The 21338-nt window shown below is 43.9% G+C and carries 23 protein-coding genes; 5 read left to right on the top strand and 18 right to left on the bottom strand.

Going from position 1 to position 21338, the window contains the following annotated elements:
• Window position 1: 1 nt before the first annotated feature.
• Window positions 2–382 (top strand): Co2+/Mg2+ efflux protein ApaG, encoded by a 381-nt coding sequence (apaG, locus tag AC13DA_RS08480; RefSeq protein ID WP_007146665.1) that lies wholly within the window; start codon window positions 2–4, stop codon window positions 380–382.
• Between the two features lie 16 nt (window positions 383–398).
• Complete coding sequence (locus AC13DA_RS08475; protein WP_284451062.1) at window positions 399–1019, top strand: DUF2238 domain-containing protein; 621 nt, start codon at window positions 399–401, stop codon at window positions 1017–1019.
• Here AC13DA_RS08475 and AC13DA_RS08470 read toward each other — a convergent pair.
• The gene (locus AC13DA_RS08470; RefSeq protein WP_007146663.1) at window positions 1008–1889 is read right to left on the bottom strand and encodes a pentapeptide repeat-containing protein; all 882 of its coding nucleotides are present in this window, start codon (window positions 1887–1889) and stop codon (window positions 1008–1010) included. The genes AC13DA_RS08475 and AC13DA_RS08470 overlap by 12 nt on opposite strands.
• Window positions 1890–1954: 65 nt before the next feature.
• On the opposite strand from AC13DA_RS08470, the gene fliK reads away from it, so the two are divergent.
• The 3 genes from fliK (at window position 1955) to AC13DA_RS08455 (ending at window position 5934) form a co-directional block, all read left to right on the top strand.
• Complete coding sequence (gene fliK / locus AC13DA_RS08465) at window positions 1955–3640, top strand: flagellar hook-length control protein FliK (RefSeq protein WP_284451063.1); 1686 nt, start codon at window positions 1955–1957, stop codon at window positions 3638–3640.
• Window positions 3637–3930 (top strand): EscU/YscU/HrcU family type III secretion system export apparatus switch protein, encoded by a 294-nt coding sequence (locus tag AC13DA_RS08460; RefSeq protein WP_007146661.1) that lies wholly within the window; start codon window positions 3637–3639, stop codon window positions 3928–3930. Before fliK ends, AC13DA_RS08460 begins: the two co-directional genes overlap by 4 nt.
• Before the next feature lie 186 nt (window positions 3931–4116).
• Window positions 4117–5934: a putative bifunctional diguanylate cyclase/phosphodiesterase gene (locus AC13DA_RS08455; protein WP_007146660.1), complete on the top strand. Its 1818-nt coding sequence runs from the start codon at window positions 4117–4119 to the stop codon at window positions 5932–5934.
• Here the strand turns inward: AC13DA_RS08455 and AC13DA_RS08450 are convergent.
• From AC13DA_RS08450 to fliR, 17 genes are all read right to left on the bottom strand, one after another.
• Window positions 5931–6302 carry a DUF2802 domain-containing protein gene (locus tag AC13DA_RS08450; protein WP_007146659.1) on the bottom strand — a complete coding sequence of 124 codons (372 nt, stop codon included), beginning with the start codon at window positions 6300–6302 and terminating at the stop codon, window positions 5931–5933. The genes AC13DA_RS08455 and AC13DA_RS08450 overlap by 4 nt on opposite strands.
• Window positions 6303–6331: 29 nt before the next feature.
• Window positions 6332–6514, bottom strand: coding sequence for a hypothetical protein (locus tag AC13DA_RS08445; protein ID WP_273179807.1), 183 nt, complete (start codon window positions 6512–6514; stop codon window positions 6332–6334).
• A gap of 12 nt (window positions 6515–6526) precedes the next feature.
• Window positions 6527–7000: a chemotaxis protein CheW gene (locus tag AC13DA_RS08440; protein WP_007146657.1), complete on the bottom strand. Its 474-nt coding sequence runs from the start codon at window positions 6998–7000 to the stop codon at window positions 6527–6529.
• An 83-nt stretch (window positions 7001–7083) separates the two neighbouring features.
• Complete coding sequence (locus AC13DA_RS08435; protein ID WP_007146656.1) at window positions 7084–7845, bottom strand: chemotaxis protein CheW; 762 nt, start codon at window positions 7843–7845, stop codon at window positions 7084–7086.
• Window positions 7838–8626 carry a ParA family protein gene (locus tag AC13DA_RS08430; protein WP_284451064.1) on the bottom strand — a complete coding sequence of 263 codons (789 nt, stop codon included), beginning with the start codon at window positions 8624–8626 and terminating at the stop codon, window positions 7838–7840. The genes AC13DA_RS08435 and AC13DA_RS08430 overlap by 8 nt, the downstream gene beginning before the upstream one ends.
• A 2-nt stretch (window positions 8627–8628) precedes the next feature.
• The gene (gene motD, locus AC13DA_RS08425) at window positions 8629–9522 is read right to left on the bottom strand and encodes a flagellar motor protein MotD (protein WP_284451065.1); all 894 of its coding nucleotides are present in this window, start codon (window positions 9520–9522) and stop codon (window positions 8629–8631) included.
• 10 nt (window positions 9523–9532) lie between these two features.
• Window positions 9533–10273, bottom strand: coding sequence for a flagellar motor protein (locus tag AC13DA_RS08420; protein WP_273179812.1), 741 nt, complete (start codon window positions 10271–10273; stop codon window positions 9533–9535).
• A gap of 1 nt (window position 10274) precedes the next feature.
• Entirely contained in the window at window positions 10275–11330 is a 1056-nt protein-coding gene (locus AC13DA_RS08415; RefSeq protein ID WP_007146652.1) for a protein-glutamate methylesterase/protein-glutamine glutaminase, read from the bottom strand.
• Window positions 11331–11338: 8 nt separating this feature from the next.
• The gene (locus AC13DA_RS08410) at window positions 11339–13357 is read right to left on the bottom strand and encodes a chemotaxis protein CheA (protein ID WP_273179815.1); all 2019 of its coding nucleotides are present in this window, start codon (window positions 13355–13357) and stop codon (window positions 11339–11341) included.
• A gap of 11 nt (window positions 13358–13368) precedes the next feature.
• Window positions 13369–14100, bottom strand: coding sequence for a protein phosphatase CheZ (locus AC13DA_RS08405; RefSeq protein WP_007146650.1), 732 nt, complete (start codon window positions 14098–14100; stop codon window positions 13369–13371).
• Window positions 14101–14114: 14 nt separating this feature from the next.
• Window positions 14115–14492 (bottom strand): chemotaxis response regulator CheY, encoded by a 378-nt coding sequence (gene cheY / locus AC13DA_RS08400; protein ID WP_040576613.1) that lies wholly within the window; start codon window positions 14490–14492, stop codon window positions 14115–14117.
• Window positions 14493–14520: 28 nt separating this feature from the next.
• Window positions 14521–15243, bottom strand: a complete 723-nt coding sequence (locus AC13DA_RS08395; RefSeq protein ID WP_284723096.1) for an RNA polymerase sigma factor FliA — start codon at window positions 15241–15243, stop codon at window positions 14521–14523.
• A complete protein-coding gene (locus AC13DA_RS08390) occupies window positions 15240–16112 on the bottom strand; it encodes a MinD/ParA family protein (protein ID WP_330110278.1) in 873 nt (290 codons plus the stop codon). The genes AC13DA_RS08395 and AC13DA_RS08390 overlap by 4 nt, the downstream gene beginning before the upstream one ends.
• Window positions 16105–17313 carry a flagellar biosynthesis GTPase FlhF gene (gene flhF, locus AC13DA_RS08385; RefSeq protein WP_482945902.1) on the bottom strand — a complete coding sequence of 403 codons (1209 nt, stop codon included), beginning with the start codon at window positions 17311–17313 and terminating at the stop codon, window positions 16105–16107. The genes AC13DA_RS08390 and flhF overlap by 8 nt, the downstream gene beginning before the upstream one ends.
• Window positions 17314–17334: 21 nt before the next feature.
• The gene (gene flhA / locus AC13DA_RS08380; protein ID WP_330110276.1) at window positions 17335–19422 is read right to left on the bottom strand and encodes a flagellar biosynthesis protein FlhA; all 2088 of its coding nucleotides are present in this window, start codon (window positions 19420–19422) and stop codon (window positions 17335–17337) included.
• A 6-nt stretch (window positions 19423–19428) separates the two neighbouring features.
• The gene (gene flhB, locus AC13DA_RS08375) at window positions 19429–20562 is read right to left on the bottom strand and encodes a flagellar biosynthesis protein FlhB (protein ID WP_284451067.1); all 1134 of its coding nucleotides are present in this window, start codon (window positions 20560–20562) and stop codon (window positions 19429–19431) included.
• On the bottom strand, window positions 20555–21337 hold the full coding sequence (fliR, locus tag AC13DA_RS08370; RefSeq protein WP_482945901.1) for a flagellar biosynthetic protein FliR: 783 nt from the start codon (window positions 21335–21337) through the stop codon (window positions 20555–20557). The genes flhB and fliR overlap by 8 nt, the downstream gene beginning before the upstream one ends.
• Window position 21338 lies beyond the last annotated feature (1 nt).

Raw genomic sequence — 21338 nt, 5'->3', positions numbered from 1 at the left:
TATGAATGAACAAAATAACGATATTTTAGTTGATGTAGAAACGACCTATCTGGATGAAGAGTCAGATCCGGAAAAAGCACGCTATCTATTTGCCTATACCATCACTATCAAAAATCACAGCCAATCATCGGCACGGCTGTTATCGCGTTACTGGAAAATTACCGGTGGCGACGGTCATGAGCAAGAAGTTGAAGGCGATGGTGTCGTAGGACTTCACCCTTATCTCGCCCCTGAACAGGAATTCACCTATACCAGTGCGGCGATGCTAGATACGCCTGTTGGTATGATGCAAGGTCATTACAAAATGATGGGTGATAATGGCGAACGCTTTGAAGTGAATATTCCGGCATTCACCCTGGCTGCGCCACGTAAATTGCACTAAGCCCACGCTCTGCGTAATGCTGACAAGTCATAATATAGAAAAACTGATCTGGTTGGGATTCATTTCTATTGCCTTGCTTGTTTCTGCCATAGATCCGGTTGCTGATCGATTGACCTGGTTTATGGAAACCGTGCCGGTCATGGTTGCAATACCCCTATTGCTAGTGACTCATAGACGATTTCCACTGACTATTATTTCAATTCGCGCTATTGGCATCTTTGCTTTTATTCTGATTATTGGCGGTTTTTACACCTATGCAGAAAATCCCTTATTTAACTGGATTCAGCAAGAGTTCGACTTAGCCCGTAACCATTATGATCGTCTGGGCCATTTTATTCAGGGTGTTGTACCAGCATTATTAGCTCGTGAAATATTATTACGCACTTCTCCACTTCAGCGAGGCAAGTGGTTATTTTTTCTGGTCTGCTCTGTAAGTCTGGCTATCAGTGCCTGTTATGAGTTTGTCGAGTGGGCCGCTGCTGTAATTAATGCCCAGGCGGCTGAGGCTTTCCTGGGAACGCAAGGTGATAACTGGGATACACAGTGGGATATGTTCTTAGCCTTAAATGGCAGTATCGTTGCTCAATGTGTTTTTGCTAGAACTCAGGACCGCCAATTAGCCGAACTATTGCACTGATTGTCGGCAAATACCAATCGAGTTTTTACCGCATATTGCACCATTAATCCAGATGGCATTATCTAACTGAACGCCTTCCAGCTTGGCACCATTGATATTGGCCAGGGTTAAATCGGCGTAGGACAAATCTGCATAAGACAAATCGGCATCACCTAAATCTGCTTCTCTTAAGTTTGCACCTTTCAGATCAGCCTTCATTAATAGGGCGTAACTCAAATTCGCCTTACGCAGATCACTATAAGCCAAATCAGCTCCCGATAAGTCACTGTTCATCAGGTTAGCATTGCTAAGATTACTAGCACGCATTAACGCCATGGAGAGAGAGGTATTGGTAAGATTTTGGCCTGAAAGCTGACAGTTATTCCAATTGACCTTAGGTGTTGCTGGAGACTGGCAATCAGATTGTGGGGTTGGCAAAGGAGTTGGAAAGCGAACGGCTAAAATACTGACAATGACAAGGACAATTAAAATAGAGATGCTGGGCCATAATATGTTTTGGTTACGGTTTAAGTAACGATGCATTAGGATTCGACGCAGATATCGTCTTTTCAGCTCTATTTCCGCTTCCTCCTCGCGCCGTTCGCCTTGACGTTGTTGCAATACTGACTCATCGACTACAGTATCTGTTGAATTACGTCGATCCAAGCCTGTACGCTCATCTAAATAGCCTTTTACAGGCTGATCTTTTGAGGGAGCAATAGTGAAATCAGCAGAATCAGCAAAGCTATGCCAATGACGACGGTCACGTGAGACCTCATCATCCAAACTAAGCCGCCCTACTTTTAGGTGATTACTAATAACAGAAGCGGTAAACGGGCCTGAAATCTTGCCCTGTTTACGAATATACCATTGTCCATTTTTATGTTTCATTGCCATTGCTCTTAGCAATAACCAGATTGCTATACTAGCATTATGTCGAGTTATATAGTGACTTTATGCAGATAAATAGATCTCAACAAGCGAATACTGAAGTGATTGTAAATGCCTCTACAAAATTAGCGGATGCACTTCCTGTTGGCCAAAAAGTAGAGGCGACAGTGATTGGAAGAGTCAATCCCGAACAGATTAAACTTCAGCTTGGTGATAAGGTGTTTCAGGTCAATACGCAACAAGAGCTGATGCCTGGTCAAAAAGTCACTCTGCAGAAATCTATCGAAGCTGGCCAGCCAGTCATTCAATTAACGCCTGCCTCAGCACAAAAAATCGATATTGAGCCAATAACTATGGCAACACTACTAAAAGCGGGGCAAGTCATTGCTGCCGATGTTGTCAAAATGCTTGCACAAAATCGCTTATTAGTGGCACCTAAATTTATTACTGATGCGTCGGTAAATCAGCCTCAATCTAACCAGCTTGCTCAATTAAACAACGCTTTACCTAAGCTAATGGAAATTGATGTTAGTGGTATCAATCAGCTGTTTAAAACAGGCGATAAACTTGCTGTTGAGGTATTAAAAACACTGCCATTATCGGTGAAGATCATGCCGGATGCTGCGACTCGTGAACAGCGGGTGATGAATTACCAGCGAGAATTATTGCCATTATTACAGAACCTGATAGCTAAACCGGCGAGCATAAATTTATCGCCAGATACTACGCAATCTCTGCCTGAGCCCGTGCGACAAGCACTAACTGGTTTAATACAAAACCTGGTGGATAAGAGCAGCTTGCAGCAGCCGGAAAAGCTGCAACAAACGATTAATAACAGTGGGGTGTTTTTTGAAAATCAGCTGAAACAAACGACTGCGGAGACGAATTTACAACAGAACTTGAAAGGGAATTTATTACGATTAGCAGATGTGCTTAGAGCACAATTACAATCCCCATTATTACCTAAATTACTGGATAACCCAGAGTTGGTAAAACAACTACCGATCGAGGTGCAAACTGCTATCAGGCAGGTATTATCAACACCGCAGGATATGAGACCTCTGCCAGCACAAATATTGCCAGCTCTGGCAAATCGTGGGCAAACACCAACTCAGCTGTTATTCAGTTTATTGTCAGGATTAACAACAGCAAGCAATACAGATAAAACAGCACCACCAGTGACGACAAGTTCACCACCGGTCACGACTGCACCAGTTGTGAATGTGGCTGCAAATGCGCAACAGGCTGTTACACGAGCGATTGAGTTTCAAATGATGCGTGATTTATTGCAGGATGTTGAGTCAGTCACTGCGAAAATTCAGTTCAATCAATTGTCTATGGTCCAAGACAATGATCTCAATACCAACGCCAATGTTTGGCTATTTGATCTACCCGTTAAGGAAAAGCAGCAACTGGAAATGTTGCAGATGCGGATTGACCAACAATATACCGGGAAGAACAAAGATAAGGATTCAGCGATTTGGCAGGTCCAACTCAACCTTGAAACTCAGAATTTAGGTCCTATGCAAGCCAGAATCACACTGCACGCGCTTGATGTAAGTGTGGTGTTATTAGCGGAACGTCAGCAAAGTGCCACATTATTGACAACTTATTTAGAGCATTTAGATGGACGCTTAAATGATATTGGGCTTAATGTCAGTCACCTAAGTTGCAGACAAGGCATTGTAAAGCCTGTAACACCGATTGTGATGACAGAACGAAATGATCACCTGGTGGATATTTCCGTATGAGTAAAAAAGATATTTTGCATGCCATAGCACTTCAATATGATGGTGAGAATGCACCTATTGTCACCGCCACTGGTCAGGGTGATATTGCGGATGAAATTATTCGCATAGCACGCGAACACAATATCCCATTGCGTCAGGATGCGCTGTTGACCGAGTTATTGAGTGAACTCAAACTTGGTGAAGAAATTCCCCCGATACTCTACAGAGCGATTGCCGAGGTTATTGCGTATGCGTATCTGGTGTCAGGAAAAGTTCCTGTAAATAAAAGAGAAAATAAAAACCAAAGCTGAAACTCAGCATTTATATACATAAGCATTTTCTGTAAACATACTCATAAACTTTATAATCAGGATTATAAAAATAACATTAAGTGTTGATTTTAATATATATATCCGATATTGTCGGTGCATGTTTAATTTCTGGTCTACAGAATGTAGCTCCCCTAACTGATGAAAAATAAAATCAAGGAAACGTTGATGCGTGAGATAGCACTTGATCAGAAATCTGATCTACCTGCTAGCATAGCTTCAGTTACAGAACTCCTTGATGCAAAGATCATCATTGGCGGTCGCCATCCAGCCGAAACGGCATTTACAAAAACCTTACTTGAAATCAGTGGTTTTAAACGCATACAAAGTGCGACTGATACTGATGGGGTTATGCTGTTACTGCGGCAAAGTATCCAAAACGACTTATCCGATATCGACTTATTGATTTTAGATAATGATTTACCTGGAATTTCTACCAAAGATATTCGTATGGTGATGGATCAGTTTGATGAATGGCGTTTGATCCCCATTATTTCGTTATGCAGGCAATCTATTTGGGATCATGCTCAGTTACTTACTGATTTAGGCTATGGTGTGACTTCGCTCCTTTACCACCCGATGACAGCTGAATCATTACCTCCAGCGATTATGACGGCATTAGCAATTAAACGAGAGCGTGATAAAACGTTTAAACGACAAACAGAGCTTGAAGATGAACTTGCTAACCTGAAAGTGATGGAAGCACGCTTACAGTTTTCAGTGAATCATGATGATTTAACCGGCCTGGCTAATCGACGACGTCTAGAGAATGCACTGGATATGACCTTGAGTCAGGTGCGTAATTTCATGAGCGTCAGTGCACTTTTTTATATTGATTTAGATAGCTTTAAAGTGCTGAATGACGCCGAGGGACATGAAGCAGGCGATACTTTGCTGGTACAGGTGGCTAACTCGCTGAGGCGTTATTTTAATATTAACGATATTCTGGTGAGGATTGGTTCGGATGAGTTTGCTGTGCTGGTCAACAATACGGATAAAGAAACAGCCATCAAATTAGCTGAAGATCTACGCAATCTTTTTGATGGCTATGATTTTGAACATCATGGTCATCATTATCATCTGTCAGCCAGTATCGGTTTAAAAGTGATTGATGCGGACAATGCCACCACGGTAGGGGAAGTACTGTCACATTCGAATCAGGCTTGTTATACCGCCAAAACACGCGGACGCAACAGAGTGCATCTTTATAGTCCTGATGACCGAGAAATGCATACCTTGCGTCATAGTGTGGAATGGGCACCACGCATTCGCGCTGCGTTGAAGGAAGGTTTGTTTTTATTAGAGTTCCAACCGATTTATTCACTTGAATCCGAGCAGGTCTCACACTATGAGTGCCTGATTCGTATGCGTGGTGATGGTAACGTTATTTTTTATCCAAAAGAGTTCATTCCTGTTGCTGAAGCAATGGGGTTGATACATCAGATTGATTTCTGGGTAGTGGCGAAAGTCTTTGAGCTGATCGTCAATATGCCAGAAAATCTATCGTTTGCTATCAATCTTTCAGGCAATGTATTTCTGGATGAGAATTTATACAAGTTAGTACGGGATAAGCTGAGTCAGACCAAGATAGATCCGAATCGTATTGTTTTTGAAATTACCGAAACCTACGCCATTTCTAACTTTGAGCAGACAAGAAGAATGGTGTCAGATTTGCGTTCACTGGGATGCCGCTTTGCACTCGATGATTTTGGGGCAGGCTTTAATTCGTATAGTTATTTAAAACATTTCCCTGTCGACATTTTGAAAATTGACGGCGGATTTATTACTGATTTGGATAACGACCCGGTTGATCAGCAATTAGTGAAATCGATGATCGATATTGCTCATAGCCTTGGTAAAAAGACGGTGGCGGAGTTTGTCGAGAGAAGAAGTACCTTAGAATTGTTAAAGAGTTATGGTGTTGATATGGTTCAAGGCTTTTTAGTCGGTAAACCCAACGCCAAAATACCGAAACCAAAAGATTAATGTACATTACGCTGTCCATGTAATGTGGTAATCAGATGAGCCTCTTCATCGCTTAAATTACAGTTATTTATCAGCTGTTGAATATCTGCCCCTTTCTTAGCTAAACGAATCGCATGGTCGTAACCCGGTTGATGATTGGCACTGAGGTCGAGGCTGCGTTGATGATCACGCAGTTTACTCAGTGTTTGCTCGAACTTATGGATACGATCATCAGTACCAGCAGCACCCGAGCATAAGGCGGTGATTTGATTTTGAAGATCATGAATACGTTTAGTTTGCAATTGATACAGTTTCAGCAGACGCATGGTAGCGAGGCCAATGACCAGAAATACGGCACTCATCACGGTAAATACGACGAAAATAGTCATGGTTTTACTCCCCAGACAGCTGTCTGAACTTAAACGTACTCATCAATAAACTCGCCCTTATCATCTTCTTTTGGACGCGGTTTCTCTTCTTCTTCAGTCGTCTCTTGTTTCTTCTTGTGCTGATCCTGTTGCGCCGGTTTATCTTCATCTGAGACAGGATGAATAACCGGCAAGGGCGTGGTCGGCTGGATAGGATTAATATCATCAGCCATTGACGTTATCCCTTAAAAACCAGAAATGTCAGCAATCTCTTCATCGTTTAATAATTTATTGACGTCGACCAGAATCAACAAATATTTATCACGTTTGCAGACCCCTTGAATAAAGCGTGAACTGTCATCACTGACGTTCGGTGCAGTATCAATTTCTGACTGGCGTAAATAAACGACTTCTGCCACACAGTCGACCAACATACCAATAACATGGCCAGAGACTTCTACGATAATAATTCGAGCCCGATCATCAGGTTCAATCGCGTTTAAACCAAAACGCATTCGGGTATCGATGACAGTCACTACATTGCCACGTAAATTAATAATACCCAGTACATAAGAAGGCGCGCCTGGTACCGGTGCAATTTCAGTCATGCGTAATACTTCCTGCACCTGCATGACGTTAATACCATAGTATTCGTCTTCGAGTTGATACGTCACCCACTGTAAAATCGGGTTTTCGTTACTGTTATCTTTCTCGCTCATGTTTTATGACCTTCTGATATGGCTGTCATTTTTATGACAGCGAGCTGCTGATAAAGGATATGCAGACATCATGCCAGTTAACATCACTCTAAGGCATTAATGATGGCAGAGATATCCAAAATACTGTGCATTGTTTCGCTCAGTACGCCTGTAAACCATGGCCGCTGACTTGTATCATGGCGCCAGTTAATGTCGCCACTGTTTTTATTGATAATTTGCTCAATGTTATCGCATGCGATACCAGTGCGTCTGTCATTGACCAGAAGTATATAGTTTGCTTGTAATGCTGTTTCTTTATTGGGGGTATGTAATAGCGTTCTGATATCAATGACATTAGTATTTTGACCATTGTCACTGAAAAGACCGACTTCCCATGATTTACGTCCAGGAATTTGACTCAGCCCCTGCGTTGGCCAGCGAATAATATTATCAAGCGAATCAACTTTGATAGCGACTTTCATACCACCGATATCACACAATAATATTTTGAGAACAGTGTTCGGTATTTGTCGCTTGTCTGCTGTCGTTTCTGATGCGGCATCAGATTGGAGGGACTCTTCTACTATCGATTCTGTTTCGCTGCTCACGTCTTGAGGCGGTATGTCATCCTCGTTTTCTGGCGTCGGTGTCGATACCAGCGCGCTGGCTGGAACGACAATATCTTCATCAGACTGGATAATATCCTCTGTTGGAAATATGACAGTCTGTTTCAATGCGGGTTTGGTTATTGGTGGTTCTGAATGGCTTACAGCAGCATCGCTCGCGGTCTGCTCTGAATCCAATAACATATCATTGAAGTAAGCGGATAACGCATCCCGCTGTTCATAAATTTTTTTCTTAGCCATTGGAAACATTCACCTCTGGCTCATTTAACATATTCAACAATTGTTTATAGGCTCTTGTGCCTGCGCTATCGGGTGACATTTCTGGTAAAGGCAGTCCAAGCTTACTGGCTTCACGAAAGCCGATATCGATAGGAACAAAACTTTGCCAGACATTATCACCATAGCGTTTATGAAGTTCTGCCAGACAGTCAATAGCTGCTTTTGTTCGGCCATCATGCATGGTCGGAACAATAAAATAGGGCAGGGCGCTTCGTCGCGAATGATTAATCATCGACACGGTATGCAACATATGCTCAAGACCTTTGAGCGATAAAAACTCAGTCTGGACCGGAATAATCAGTTTATCGCAGGCTGCCAGCGCGTTGATCATTAACACCCCAAGCATTGGCGGGCAGTCAATAAGCACGTGTTTAAAGCGATCTTTGAAAAAGCTTAATGTTTTACGAATCACTAAGCCTTTCCCTTGTTGAGCACCTAACTGTCGGTCCAGCGTTGCCATCGCGGTGGAGGCGGGTAATAAGAAAATATTATCGTGACGAGTTTTTTTCAGACTTTTTAAAATGGCTTCTTTGGGGGTGTTGTCTAATTGCTGAAATAAGGTGTAAATACTGGTTTCAATGCTGTCAGGATCATAACCGAGATAGGTTGTCAGTGAGCCATGAGGATCAAGATCTAGCATCAGCACGGGCTCACCTTTCTGTGCAAGTAGGCTGGCAAGCGACACTACTGTTGTCGTTTTTGCGACCCCGCCTTTCTGATTACATACTGCCCAGACAGCCATGATTATTGTTCACCTGTATTATTTTGGCCAGACTGGCTTGTGTCAGAATTAACGGGGATTGACGATCTGGATGAAGGGGAGCCTGTGCTTGCATCATGGAAAACATTGATATCCCGACGGCTCATATCATTACCCAACACAACCAACACCACCCGGCGGTTTTTCTGCCGTCCTGCTTCAGTATCATTACTTGCAATCGGTTTATACTCACCATAGCCGATAGCTGACATACGGTCAGGTTGAATACCGTACCTGTCCAATAAATGGACAACACTGGCAGCACGTGCAGCCGATAATTCCCAGTTAGATGGAAAACGTGGCGTATTAATGGGGTTATTATCAGTAAATCCTTCAACCTGAATAGGATTAGCTGATTTTTGAAGGATACTAGCTATCTCCCCCAGAACAGGTATAGCAGGGCGGGCCAGCCTGGCTTCACCACTTTCAAATAACACTCGTGACTTTATTTCAAGTTCCAGCCAGTCTTCACCTTGTTTTATCATGACATCGTCAGATTTAATCCAATCAGATAAAGCAGAGCTGAATTGTTTGGATAGATCATTGATGGTACGGATATCATTATCTGTCGCTTTAGGTGGAAAAGTTGAAACAACCTCAGGTAGAGGCGTTTCCGGCACTACTGGGGCGAGAGGTTCAATCACTATCTCACCTTTTCCCCGACTGATTTCACCAATTTGTATTGGATCTTTACTACGAACAGGTTCTGAGAATACCGCTTCCAGAGTATCGGACAGCACACGGTATTTACCTTCATTGACGGAAGAGATCGAGTACATCACGACAAAAAAAGCAAATAAAAGGGTGATAAAGTCAGCATAGGAGACCAGCCAACGTTCGTGATTTTCATGTTCTTCATGTCTGTTTCGACGAGCCATAGAGCATCACTCAGTTTAAATAGGCCTGAAGGCGACTTTCGATATTTCTTGGGTTGTCACCATCAGCTACACCAATTAACCCTTCAATCAACATCATTTGAAGACGACTACGCTTATTAATCAACGCTTTTAGCTTATTACCGATTGGCAGGAATAATAGATTGGCAAGACCCACACCATAAATTGTAGCGACAAAGGCAACAGCAATACCTGAACCCAGTGAGGCAGGATCTGCCAGATTTCCCATCACATGAATCAGTCCCATCACAGCGCCAATAATACCAATAGTGGGTGAGTATCCACCCATGGCTTCAAACACTTTGGCTGCCTGAAAATCATCTGATTCCTGAATATCCAGGTCATTCTCCAACACTTCTCTGAGTACTTCCGGTTCAATGCCATCGGCAATCAATTGCAGGCCTTTTTGCGTGAAAAGATCGGTCTCTTCAATCGCCATAGATTCCAGTCTGATGAGTCCTTCTCGTCGTGCAACCTGATTCCATTCCAGTATTTTTTCTAATTGCAGGCGAGGTGATAACTTGGGTGGTTTGATGATCCATAAAGACATTCGCATGGCACGCAGAAATGTACTCATTGGCGTTTGTAGCATGACTGCACCAAGCGTGCCGCCCATCACAATCAACAGGGCGACAGCGTTCATAATGGTGTCAATATGACCGCCTTCAAGATACTGGCCTATCAGTATGGCCCCAAAACCAATAATGAGTCCGAGGATACTCAAAATATCCATATCAACTCAGTTCCGCCAGTTGTCGACCAATGTCGTTGATATCGAGAATTTTGTCAGCCAGGCCAGCTTTAGCGACAGCCATTGGCATGCCATAAATCGTACTGCTTTGTTGATCCTGAGCCCATACGGTGCCAGTTCTTTTCTTGATATTTTCACAGCCATTACGACCATCACTACCCATACCTGTCAAGATAACAGCTAAGGTTTTGGCTCCACATATATTGGCAATAGAATCAAATGTCAGATCCACACAGGGTTTATAGGTCTCATTAGCGTCACCGGCTTCGATACTGACATAGAGATGATTTGGGCGGCCTTTAAGTAACATTTGTTGGCCACCAGGTGCCAGATAGGCTGTACCCGCTTGCAACACTTCACCATTTTCTGCCTGTTTTACCCGAATTGCACATTGTGTATTCAAGCGTTCTGCAAATGAGGGTGTAAATGTGGCCGGCATGTGCTGAATTAATAAAATAGGACAAGGAAAATTCGCCGGCAATTGTGTTAATACTTTTTGTAGAGCAACCGGGCCACCTGTCGAGGTACCGATGGCAACCAGCTCAGGTGTCGTATTTGAGGACTTATCAGCTTTCACTGGAACAGATACTTGGCTTTTGACTATTCTGTTCGCCGCTGATAAATCTGAGTGATTGGCGTGAAAGCCACTGGACAGTTGATATATTCGCTGGCAAAGCTTGCGTTGAGCTTCAACTTTATCACTCGATAAATCTTCAAAACGCTTTGGTAAAAAATCTGTCGCACCGGCTTCCAGTGCATCCAGCGTCGATTTCGCTCCTTCCGTGGTCCAGGTCGACAACATAAGGACGGGTGTATTACGGATTGCTTTTATTTTACGTACGGCGGTAATGCCATCCATCACCGGCATTTCTAAGTCCATTGTGACCACATCGGGATGGTGACGTTGTACTTCCCTGATAGCTTCTTCGCCATTACTGGCAGTGGCAATGACTTGAAGTCGTGGATCGGTTGCTATGATTTCAGCAAGACGTTTACGGAAAAAACTTGAGTCATCGACTATCAGAACCTTAACCGTCACACCTACTCCTAATATCCACGGTTAGCATGGACTTTCATTAATTCTGGGAAATCCAGAATTAATGCAATGCGGCCGTCACCAGTAATAGTCGCGCCAGCAAACCCATGAGTTCCTTGTAACAAAGCTCCAAGTGGTTTAATAACAACTTCTTCTTGCCCCAGCAGGACATCGACCACAAAGCCGACACGCTGAGTACCTACATTTACGATAACAACATGTTCAATTTCAGGTTTTTTGCCATCAGTCCGACCTTTGGTCAGCCATTTGCTGAGATAAAATAAGGGTAAGGCTTTATTTCTCACCATAATGGTTTGTTGACCATCCACCACATTGGTTTTAGAAAGATCGAGATGGAATATCTCATTCACGTTAACCAACGGGAATGCAAAAATTTGTTCACCCAACATCACCATCAATGTCGGCATAATGGCTAATGTCAGCGGGACTTTAATAGATAGAGTTGTACCCACACCGACTTCAGACTGAATATCAATAACGCCATTCAGTTTCGATATGCTGGTTTTTACTACGTCCATACCGACACCACGGCCAGAAATATCTGATATTTCCTGTTTCATGGAAAAACCGGGAGAGAAGATCAGTGAAAAGCACTCGGATTCTGTGAGTCTTCCTGCTGTGTCTTCATCCATCATACCTTTTTCAACAGCTTTACGGCGCAGGGTTTCAGGGTTCATACCCGCACCATCATCAGCGATAGTCAGTAAGATATGATCACCTTCCTGAGCGGCAGAGAGGACGACTTTACCTTGACGAGGTTTACCAGCAGCTTCACGCACATCGGGCATTTCAATACCATGATCCACCGCATTTCTGACCAAATGCACAAGCGGATCGGCCAGTGCCTCAACTAAGTTTTTATCAAGATCGGTTTCCTCACCACGAAGCTCAAGATCAATATCTTTTTTAAGGCTTCTGGCTATATCCCGCACAACGCGAGGGAAGCGACCAAATACTTTTTTGATTGGCTGCATACGCGTTTTCATCACAGCCGTCTGTAAATCCCCTGTGACCACGCGCAGATTATTGACAGCCTTTGCCATCTCTTCATTTTCAAACGCTGATTCAAGCGTGCTTATACGGTTTCTTACCAGTACAAGTTCACCCACCATATTCATGATTTCATCAAGACGGCTTGTATCAACACGTACACTGGTATCCGCTGCTTGTTTGGCAGGAGCCGCTTTCGCTTCAACCTTTTCAGCAGCAGGGGCTTTTTCTACTGGTTTCGGTGCAGAAGCTTTGGTTTCTGCCGCTTTATCAGATGCTGGCGGGCTAGCTGGTTTGGGCACGGATGGCGTTGGGGCAGGGGGCTCAGCTTGTGCCTTTTTTGCCCCCTGTAATTCATCCAGAAGAGCCTCAAACTCTTCTTCAGTTATGTCATCACTACCTGTTGAAGTGGGTGTTGGGGTAGGAGCAGGTGTACTTGCTTTTTCTGTGTCTTTAATGCCTGGCGCAGAATTACCATGGAGCTGGTCTAATAAAGCTTCAAATTCATCATCCGTGATTTCATCATCTGCAGCTGCACTGGCTGATTCTGATCCTTGAGATGGCGCAACTTCCTCAACTTGTTCTTCAGGCGCGACTTCTGGTTCTGGCTCTGGCGCAGCCACGGCTGAATCATTATTGATGTATACAGATAATTGCTCAATAATTTCATTATCAGCAGGGCTTGGATATTGACCGGATTTAATTTCGGCAAACATCGTATTAAGAATATCGAGCACTTTGAGGAAGGTATCCATCATATCGGCATCGACAAAGCGTTCACCTTGTCTTAACAGATTGAATAAGTCCTCGCTCTTGTGGCAAAGATTGACCATCGCTTCCAGACTAAGAAAGCCTGCACCGCCTTTAATAGTATGAAAACCACGAAAGATGGAGTTAAGGAGATCGGCATCTTGCGGGCTATTTTCTAGCTCAACAAGTTGCTCATTCAGACCTTCTAATATTTCTTCTGCTTCAACAAGAAAGTCTTGCAGGATTTCATCATCTGTGTCCAGCGCCATGAATCATTTCCTCAGAAGCCGAGGCTAGATAACAAGTCATCCACATCATCCTGGTTATTCACCACGTTCGGGTTGTCTTGTGCATTTATCTGCGGACCTTCGGCTTTAATTGGGTCAATTTCTTTTTTATTCGGAGACTGTTTCGGTTTGCCAGCCACTTTGACTAACTGCACTAAACTGTCTTCCACTTCTTCTACCAAGCTAATAACCTGACGAATCACTTGTCCTGTTAAGTCCTGGAAGCCCTGAGCCAACATCATTTCAGATAAATTATGGTGAACCTGATCTGCATGTTGTTTCACTGTAGGTAAATACTCTTCTATTTCTTTTACCAACAAGCGAAACTCATCTGCATTCATTTCCTTTTTCCGAAAACGGTGCCAACTCTCATCTATCTTTTCGGCAGTATTTCGGAGTTCTTGAGCTAAAGGTAAGGTGTTATCGATGTAACCTAAGGTTTTGTGTGCCGCTTCTTCTGTCGTGGTGATGACATAGTTAAGCCGTTCACGTGTGTTAGGCATATTATTCTGGGTTAAATCGACCAGTTTTGCATCAAGATTGAAGTTATTCAAAGAATCATGAAGTTCACGTGTAAGCTTGCCTACTTCTTTGAATAAATGACTTTCCTGTGCTTTTGCCAGAATTGTCAGTTGTTCCTCAGCAGCGATCTCATCATTCTTTTCAAGCGCCTCGACGAGGGCTCGTGCTGCTTCTAATTGGGTTGCCTGATTTGCTGAAGCCATGAGCCGAGTGCTCCTTATTGTGCGTTGATGCGTTCAAAAATCTTTTCGATTTTTTCTTTAAGCGTTGCTGCAGTAAATGGCTTGACGATATAACCATTCACGCCAGCCTGTGCCGCTTCAATAATCTGCTCGCGTTTTGTTTCGGCGGTGACCATCAGAACCGGTAGTGATGAAAGTTTTTCATCGGCACGAACAGTTTTAAGCAGATCAATACCTTGCATGCCTGGCATATTCCAATCGGTGACCAGAAAATCAATTCCGCCTGCCTGAAGAATAGGCAAGGCCGTAAGACCATCATCAGCTTCTTGCGTATTGTTAAATCCCAGATCTCGTAACAGGTTTTTTATTATCCGACGCATTGTGGAAAAATCATCCACGATCAGGATCTTCATATTTTTATCCAAAGCACACCTCCAAAATTTACATAATCCAGTCACGAAGTTTGGCGCGAAGTCGAATCACAGTTTGGCTATGAATCTGACTGACCCTGGATTCACTGACTCCCAGAACCTCGCCTATCTCCTTTAAATTTAATTCGTCATTATAATACAGGCTCATTAATAAGCGCTCTCGCTCTGGTAGTGTGTCTATGGCTTGTGCCAATGCCTGTTGGAAATCATCATCCTGAACTTCATCATCGGGTCCGCTGGGGTCGACAGATATTGGATGAGCATGGGTTTCATCATTATCAGTAAACTCGTCAAGACTGAAAATCTGATAACCACTCGAATCATTTAACTGTTGATAGTATTCATTGATATCGATACCAAGTGCACTCGCTACTTCACTGTCTGAAGCATTTCGCCCTTTTTCTTGTTCTATTTTATGCATTTGTTCTGCAATTTCTCGGGCTTTTCTATGAACGGATCTCGGTGCCCAGTCATTACGTCGGATTTCATCCAGCATCGAACCACGAATACGGATACCGGCATAGGTTTCAAAACTGGCACCCTGAGCTGAGTTATACTGATGTGAAGCATCAAGTAAGCCAATCATACCTGCCTGGATCAAATCTTCTACATCAACCGATGCTGGCAGTCTGGCGATCATGTGATAAGCGATTCGCTTTACCAAAGGCGCGTGCTGTTCAATCAATTCTGATTTACTTTGACCCGATGTGTACATGACAGCTCTGTTGCTCATACCATTTCCATACTTGCCTGAATGAGTCTTTCAACAAAAAATTCCATGTGCCCACGTGGCTGCTTCTGTACTGGCCAATACTCTATTTTTTTAGCTAAATGATTAAACGCTGTAGCCGCTTTGCTACGTGGAAATGCTTCTACTACACTGCGTTGTTTCTTGACAGACCGTCTTAAATCCTCATCAAACGGTACTATACCCATAAAATCGAGGGTGACGTCGAGAAAGCGATCACAGACTAGCGAAATTTTATCAAACAGTTCACGACCTTCTTGTACACTTCTACACATATTAGTGACGATATGGAAGCGCTCTACTTGGTGTTCACGACTGAGTAATTTGATTAAAGCGTAAGCATCGGTGATGGAAGCGGGTTCATCACACACCACCACAATGACTTCTTGAGCAGCTTTACTAAAGCTGATAACACTATCAGCGATCCCGGCTGCACTATCGATAAGTAATACATCAATATGCTGATCCATTTCGCTGAAGGCTTGTATCATGCCAGCATGTTCAGCACTGCTTAGCTCGGCCATTTTTTTCACGCCAGAGGTCGCAGGAATGATTTTTAGACCAGAAGGGCCCTCAACCATAATTTCATTTAGTGTTTTAGTGCCATCCAAAACATGAAGCAGATTAAATTGAGGATGGAGCCCCAACATAACATCAATATTTGCCAAGCCTAAGTCAGCATCCAATAGAACGACTTCTTTGCCCAATGCAGCTAGTGCAACGCCTAGGTTAACAGTGACATTGGTTTTACCAACCCCACCTTTACCACTGGCAATAGCAATGACCTTCACTGGTCTGGCTGCTTGTGCCATTTTTCGAAGGCCAGCAGCTTGATCATGGGTATTTTCAGCCATAGGCGGCAAAACCTCCATAACTGGATACAGTTTGAGGATCCAGTTGTTGCTCATCATTCATCAACTCACTGGCCTGATTAACAAGTGTATTCGGCCGAGCAAGACTCAGATCCTCAGGAACCTGTTGACCATTAGCAATATAGGCCAGTGGTAAACGATGCCGAACTAAAGCTGAAACGGCACCACCAAGACTGCTGGCTTCATCTGTTTTTGTCAGGATACAGCCGCTCAAGTTCAAGTGAGAATAGGCATTAATAATATCATCCATAGCACTTGATTGAGTGTTCGCTGACATCGTTAAGTAAGTTTTGACACGAGGTGACTGCTGTTTAATCACGGCAAACTTCTCTGTCAGTTTTATATCACGTTGATTCATTCCCGCAGTATCTATCAGGATAAAGCGGCGATCAAGCAGGTCATTGAGTGTTTCAGTTAGCTCAGCATGGGTTCTGGCAACTCTGACGGGCACGCCTAGAATCCTGGCATAGGTGCGTAACTGCTCTTGTCCACCAATGCGATAGCAGTCAGTAGTGATGAGGGCAACCTGCCGGGCGCCATGCTTTAGAGCGCAACGAGCGGCCAGTTTAGCGATGGTAGTTGTTTTGCCAACACCGGTTGGTCCGACCAGTGCATAGATGCCGCCCTGCGATAAAATATCTTCTTCAGTGAGATGAATTTGAGAGGCTAACTGCCCAAGACAATGACGCCATGCTGTTTCTAAATCATCAATACCTTGTATTTTTGCGGTAATGGATTTGGCAAGTTCAACATCAATACCCATTTGCATAAAGCGCTTTAGTAGCTGTACCTGAGTTGGATTTTGACGTTCCATGTCTTTCCACGTCAGATCGGAAAGCTGGTTTTGCAGCATATTACGTAAGCCTGCAATTTCTTTACGCATCTGGACTAAAGTGGGTTCCTGAGACCAGATATTTTGTTTCGGAGCAGGCTGAGATGGCTCAAACGAATTACTCTCGACACTGGGATTAATTTCTACCCTTGGAGATACATGAGGTTGTGGCACTTCATCTACCTGAGACTGACGACGAAACTGCGATTCGTCATAATCAGTGGCTGCAACGATCTCAATCCCGCCATCAACACGTGTGTTGGAGAGAATGACTGCATCCGGACCGAGAACATCTCTTACTTCTCGGATAGCTTGACGTACATCAGCTGCTTGGAAACGTTTGATTTTCATACATCAACCTCAAACTCTAATTCATCGGCCGATATTGGCCACTATTCTTATTTGTTTGTCATCCGGTATTTCGTTATAGGACAACACGTTCAAACCGGGAATGGAGTGGCGAATAAAACGAGAAATCCAACTTCTCAAGCCTGCCTGAACTACCAGAATAGCCGAGTCCCCCGTCATTTCCTGTCTTTGAGTGGCTTCCTGCAAGTTCTTGTGCATATTCTCTGCCAGTCCTGGTTCCAGGCTGGCTCCACCTTCTCCCGATGCCTGTAAAGTTTTTAGCAATATCTGTTCCAGTTCTGGATCCAAGGTGATAATCGGCAAATCAGTGCGAGTCCCATTGATATGCTGAATAATAGAATGACTCAGTGCCATGCGTGTTGCGGCTGTAATAGCTTCAGGATCTGGATTACGACCTGCCTGTTCAGAAATCGCTTCGGTGATGGTGCGAATGTCACGGACAGGAATATTTTCTTCCAGCAGGTTTTGTAGGACTTTTTGCACCGTACCCAATGGCACCGTATCAGGCACCAGACCTTCAACCAGTTTAGGCGCAGATTTTCCAAGGTTATCAAGTAAGTGCTGGACTTCTTCGCGACCTAGCAGATCATGGGCATGGTTGTTTAGAATCTTACTCAAATGGGTAGCAATAACCGTGTCGACATCAACAACGGTGTAGCCTTGTGCTTGTGCATATTCTCGTTGACCGGTTTCGATCCACGTAGCATCAAGCCCAAAAGCAGGATCTTGTGTTTTGATACCTTCAAGCGCACCAAAAACCTGACCAGGGTTGATAGCCAACATTCTGTCTGGATGTACTTCTGCTTCACCAAATGTCACACCAAACAGGGTGATTTGATAGGCCGTTGGTGCTAGATCCAAATTATCGCGAATATGTACCGGCGGGATTAAAAAGCCCATTTCTTGTGATATTTTCTTACGTATACCCTTGATTCTGTTCATTAATTGTCCGCCCTGGTTTTTGTCTACCAGAGGAATAAGACGATAACCCACTTCCAGGCCGATGGGATCAACCGGGCTCAAATCATCCCAGCTGAGTTCACGTTGCTCACGGGAAGTCTCAGATGAAGGTTGTTGGGACGCCGTTAATTCATTCTGCGTGGCGACTTTTTGACGCTGATGAATCATAAATGCACTACCACCACCGATGGCGGCTAGAATCAGGAAGGGGATATTTGGCATACCTGGAATTAAGCCGAGTCCACCTACGATAATTGATGTCACCGCCAAGGTTTTAGGATTACTCAATAACTGACTGACAATCTGTTGCCCCATGTCCTGTTCTTTTGTGGAGCGTGTAATCAGCAGGCCGGCTGCTGATGCCAGTAATAATGAAGGTAACTGGGCAACCAGACCATCACCAATAGTTAATAGTGTGTAGTTCTGTGCGGCCTGAGAAAAACTCAAATCGTGTTGGGCAACGCCAATGATGAAACCGCCAATAATATTGATAAACAGGATTAATATACCGGCGACAGCATCACCACGGACAAATTTACTGGCACCATCCATAGAGCCGTAAAAATCTGATTCCTGCATAATTTCTTCACGACGGCGACGTGCTTCATCCTGATCGATAAGACCGGCGTTTAAATCGGCATCGATCGCCATTTGTTTGCCAGGCATAGAGTCCAGAGTGAAGCGGGCGCTAACTTCGGCAATACGTGTGGCACCTTTGGTGACCACGACAAAGTTAATAATCACGAGGATAGAAAACACCACAAAACCGACAGCATAGTTACCGCCAATAACGAACTCGCCAAAGGCTTCGATAACGTTACCAGCCGCCGCCGCTCCGGTGTGTCCTTCCAGCAGAATGATACGGGTTGAGGCGACATTTAATGCTAAGCGCAGTAGGGTTGCGATCAACAAAATACTGGGGAATGCAGCAAAGTGCAGCGGCTTAAGCATGTAAATACTGGCAAGTACAATCACCAGTGATAGGGCGATATTAAAGGTAAATAGCATATCCAGCATAAAAGCTGGTAAGGGAAGGATAACCATGGCCAGCAATGCCACCAGTAGCATTGGCGTGGCTAATTGACCGTTTACAACTGATTTAAAACGGGCAGCCAGTACGTTATTTTCCATGTAGCGTTAATCTCGTCTAAATTCTTCAGGTATTGGCAAATCTTCTGGATTCAAATGCGGTTTCTTGCCACCTTGTTTTCGGTAGCGACGCAATTGGAATACAAAAGCCAGTACCTGAGCTACTGCAATATATAGACCAGATGGAATTTCTTCGCCGATTTCTGTTGAATAATATACGGCACGAGTCAGTGGTGGTGCTGCCAGAATAGGAACTTCATTGTTTTGTGCAACCAGTCGAATTTGTTGTGAAATCAAATCTGCGCCTTTAGCCACAACAATAGGTGCGCCAGGACGAGATTGATCATAACGAAGTGCGACAGCATAATGAGTCGGGTTAGTAATAACGACATCCGCTGAGGGAATATCCTGCATCATTCGCTGCTGAGACATTTGAATCTGCATTCGTCTGATACGGCCTTTCACTTCAGGATTACCGTCAGTTTGTTTCATTTCATCTTTGACTTCTTGCTTGGTCATCCGCAGTTGACGGTTGTGATTCCATAATTGAAATGGCACGTCGATGAGTGCGATTAAAATCAAACTGGCTGTGATAGCAAGAAATACCCACAACGTTAAATAACCTAAATCGGTCATGGCAACGTTCACTTCCTGGCTGCCAAGCGTCAATAATTGGTCACGTATTCCCCACAAAATTGCAGTCGATATAGCACCAATAAGAATAAATTTACCTAATGCTTTTGCCAGCTCAGCTAAACCCTGGGGACCAAAAACGCGTTTAAGCCCCTTAATGGGATCCATTTTTTCAGGTTTAAACGCCATGGCTTGTGTGGAAAAATTCCAGCCACCTATCAATGCAGGCGCAGCTAACGCTGCAAAGACGGTTACAGCGAGGAACATGCCCAAATCAAAAGAAATGATTTCGATCATATGCATGAAATGATGCACCATCGCCATCGGATCAAATATTTGTTTTTGGGTCAGGGTAAGGGATTCATTCATAACCGCAGCCATGTCTGCAATCAGACTGCTTCCCATAAAAAAAAGAGCGATGGCACTGGCCACTAGAACCATCACCGTTGTTAATTCTTTTGAACGCGGAACCTGGCCTTTTTGTCGGGCGTCTTCTAAACGCTTGCCCGTAGGCTGTTCTGTTTTTTCTTGTCCAGTTTGCTCAGCCATCCTGAACCACCATTAGTCTTATTAGTTGTAATATGTGATCTGTCATCTCCAGTAAGTGATCAGCCACTAATGGCAAGGTCACAAACATAATGACAAACCCCATCACAATGGTCATCGGAAAGCCGATAGAGAATGGACTGATTTGCGGTGCTGCACGCGATAAGATACCAAACGCTAAATTGACCATCATAATGGAACCTATCGCAGGTAAAGCAATAATGACGCCAGCGGCAAACATCCAGCTTGCCTGAGCAGCAATATCTCGTAAATCAGTAGGGGTTAAGCCGCTTGCAGAAATCGGCATGGTGACAAAACTTTCGGATAGCACCTTAATTAGAATCAAATGCCCATCTACGGTGACAAACAGTAATGTGATAAAAATCAGATAAAACTGACTGATGACTGGGACCAGTACGCCGTTTTGTGGGTCAACCATGGAGGCAAAGCCCAAACCCATCTGCATCGCAATGATTTGCCCGGCAACAATAAAAGCATTGAACAGTAATTGCAGCATAAAGCCCATGCAGGCGCCAATCAGAATCTGCTGAGCGATGATCAATAAACCTTCGACACTTAACGGTTCAACGCTAGGCATACTAGTTGGGATATTCGGTACCAGAATAATACTGATGGCTAAGGCGATAATGATGCGTGTGCGGGTACTTAAAAAGTTACTACTAAAAATCGGGGCGACCATGATCATGGCTGCAATACGAATGAAGGGCCACATATAAAGCCCTAAGATACCGGTAATCTCAGCGGTGCTGATTTCCATC

It is taken from the genome of Methylophaga sp. F-2 (assembly GCF_056859315.1).
Note: the sequence above shows the minus strand (reverse complement) of the source record. Positions and strands in the feature narration are given on the sequence as shown.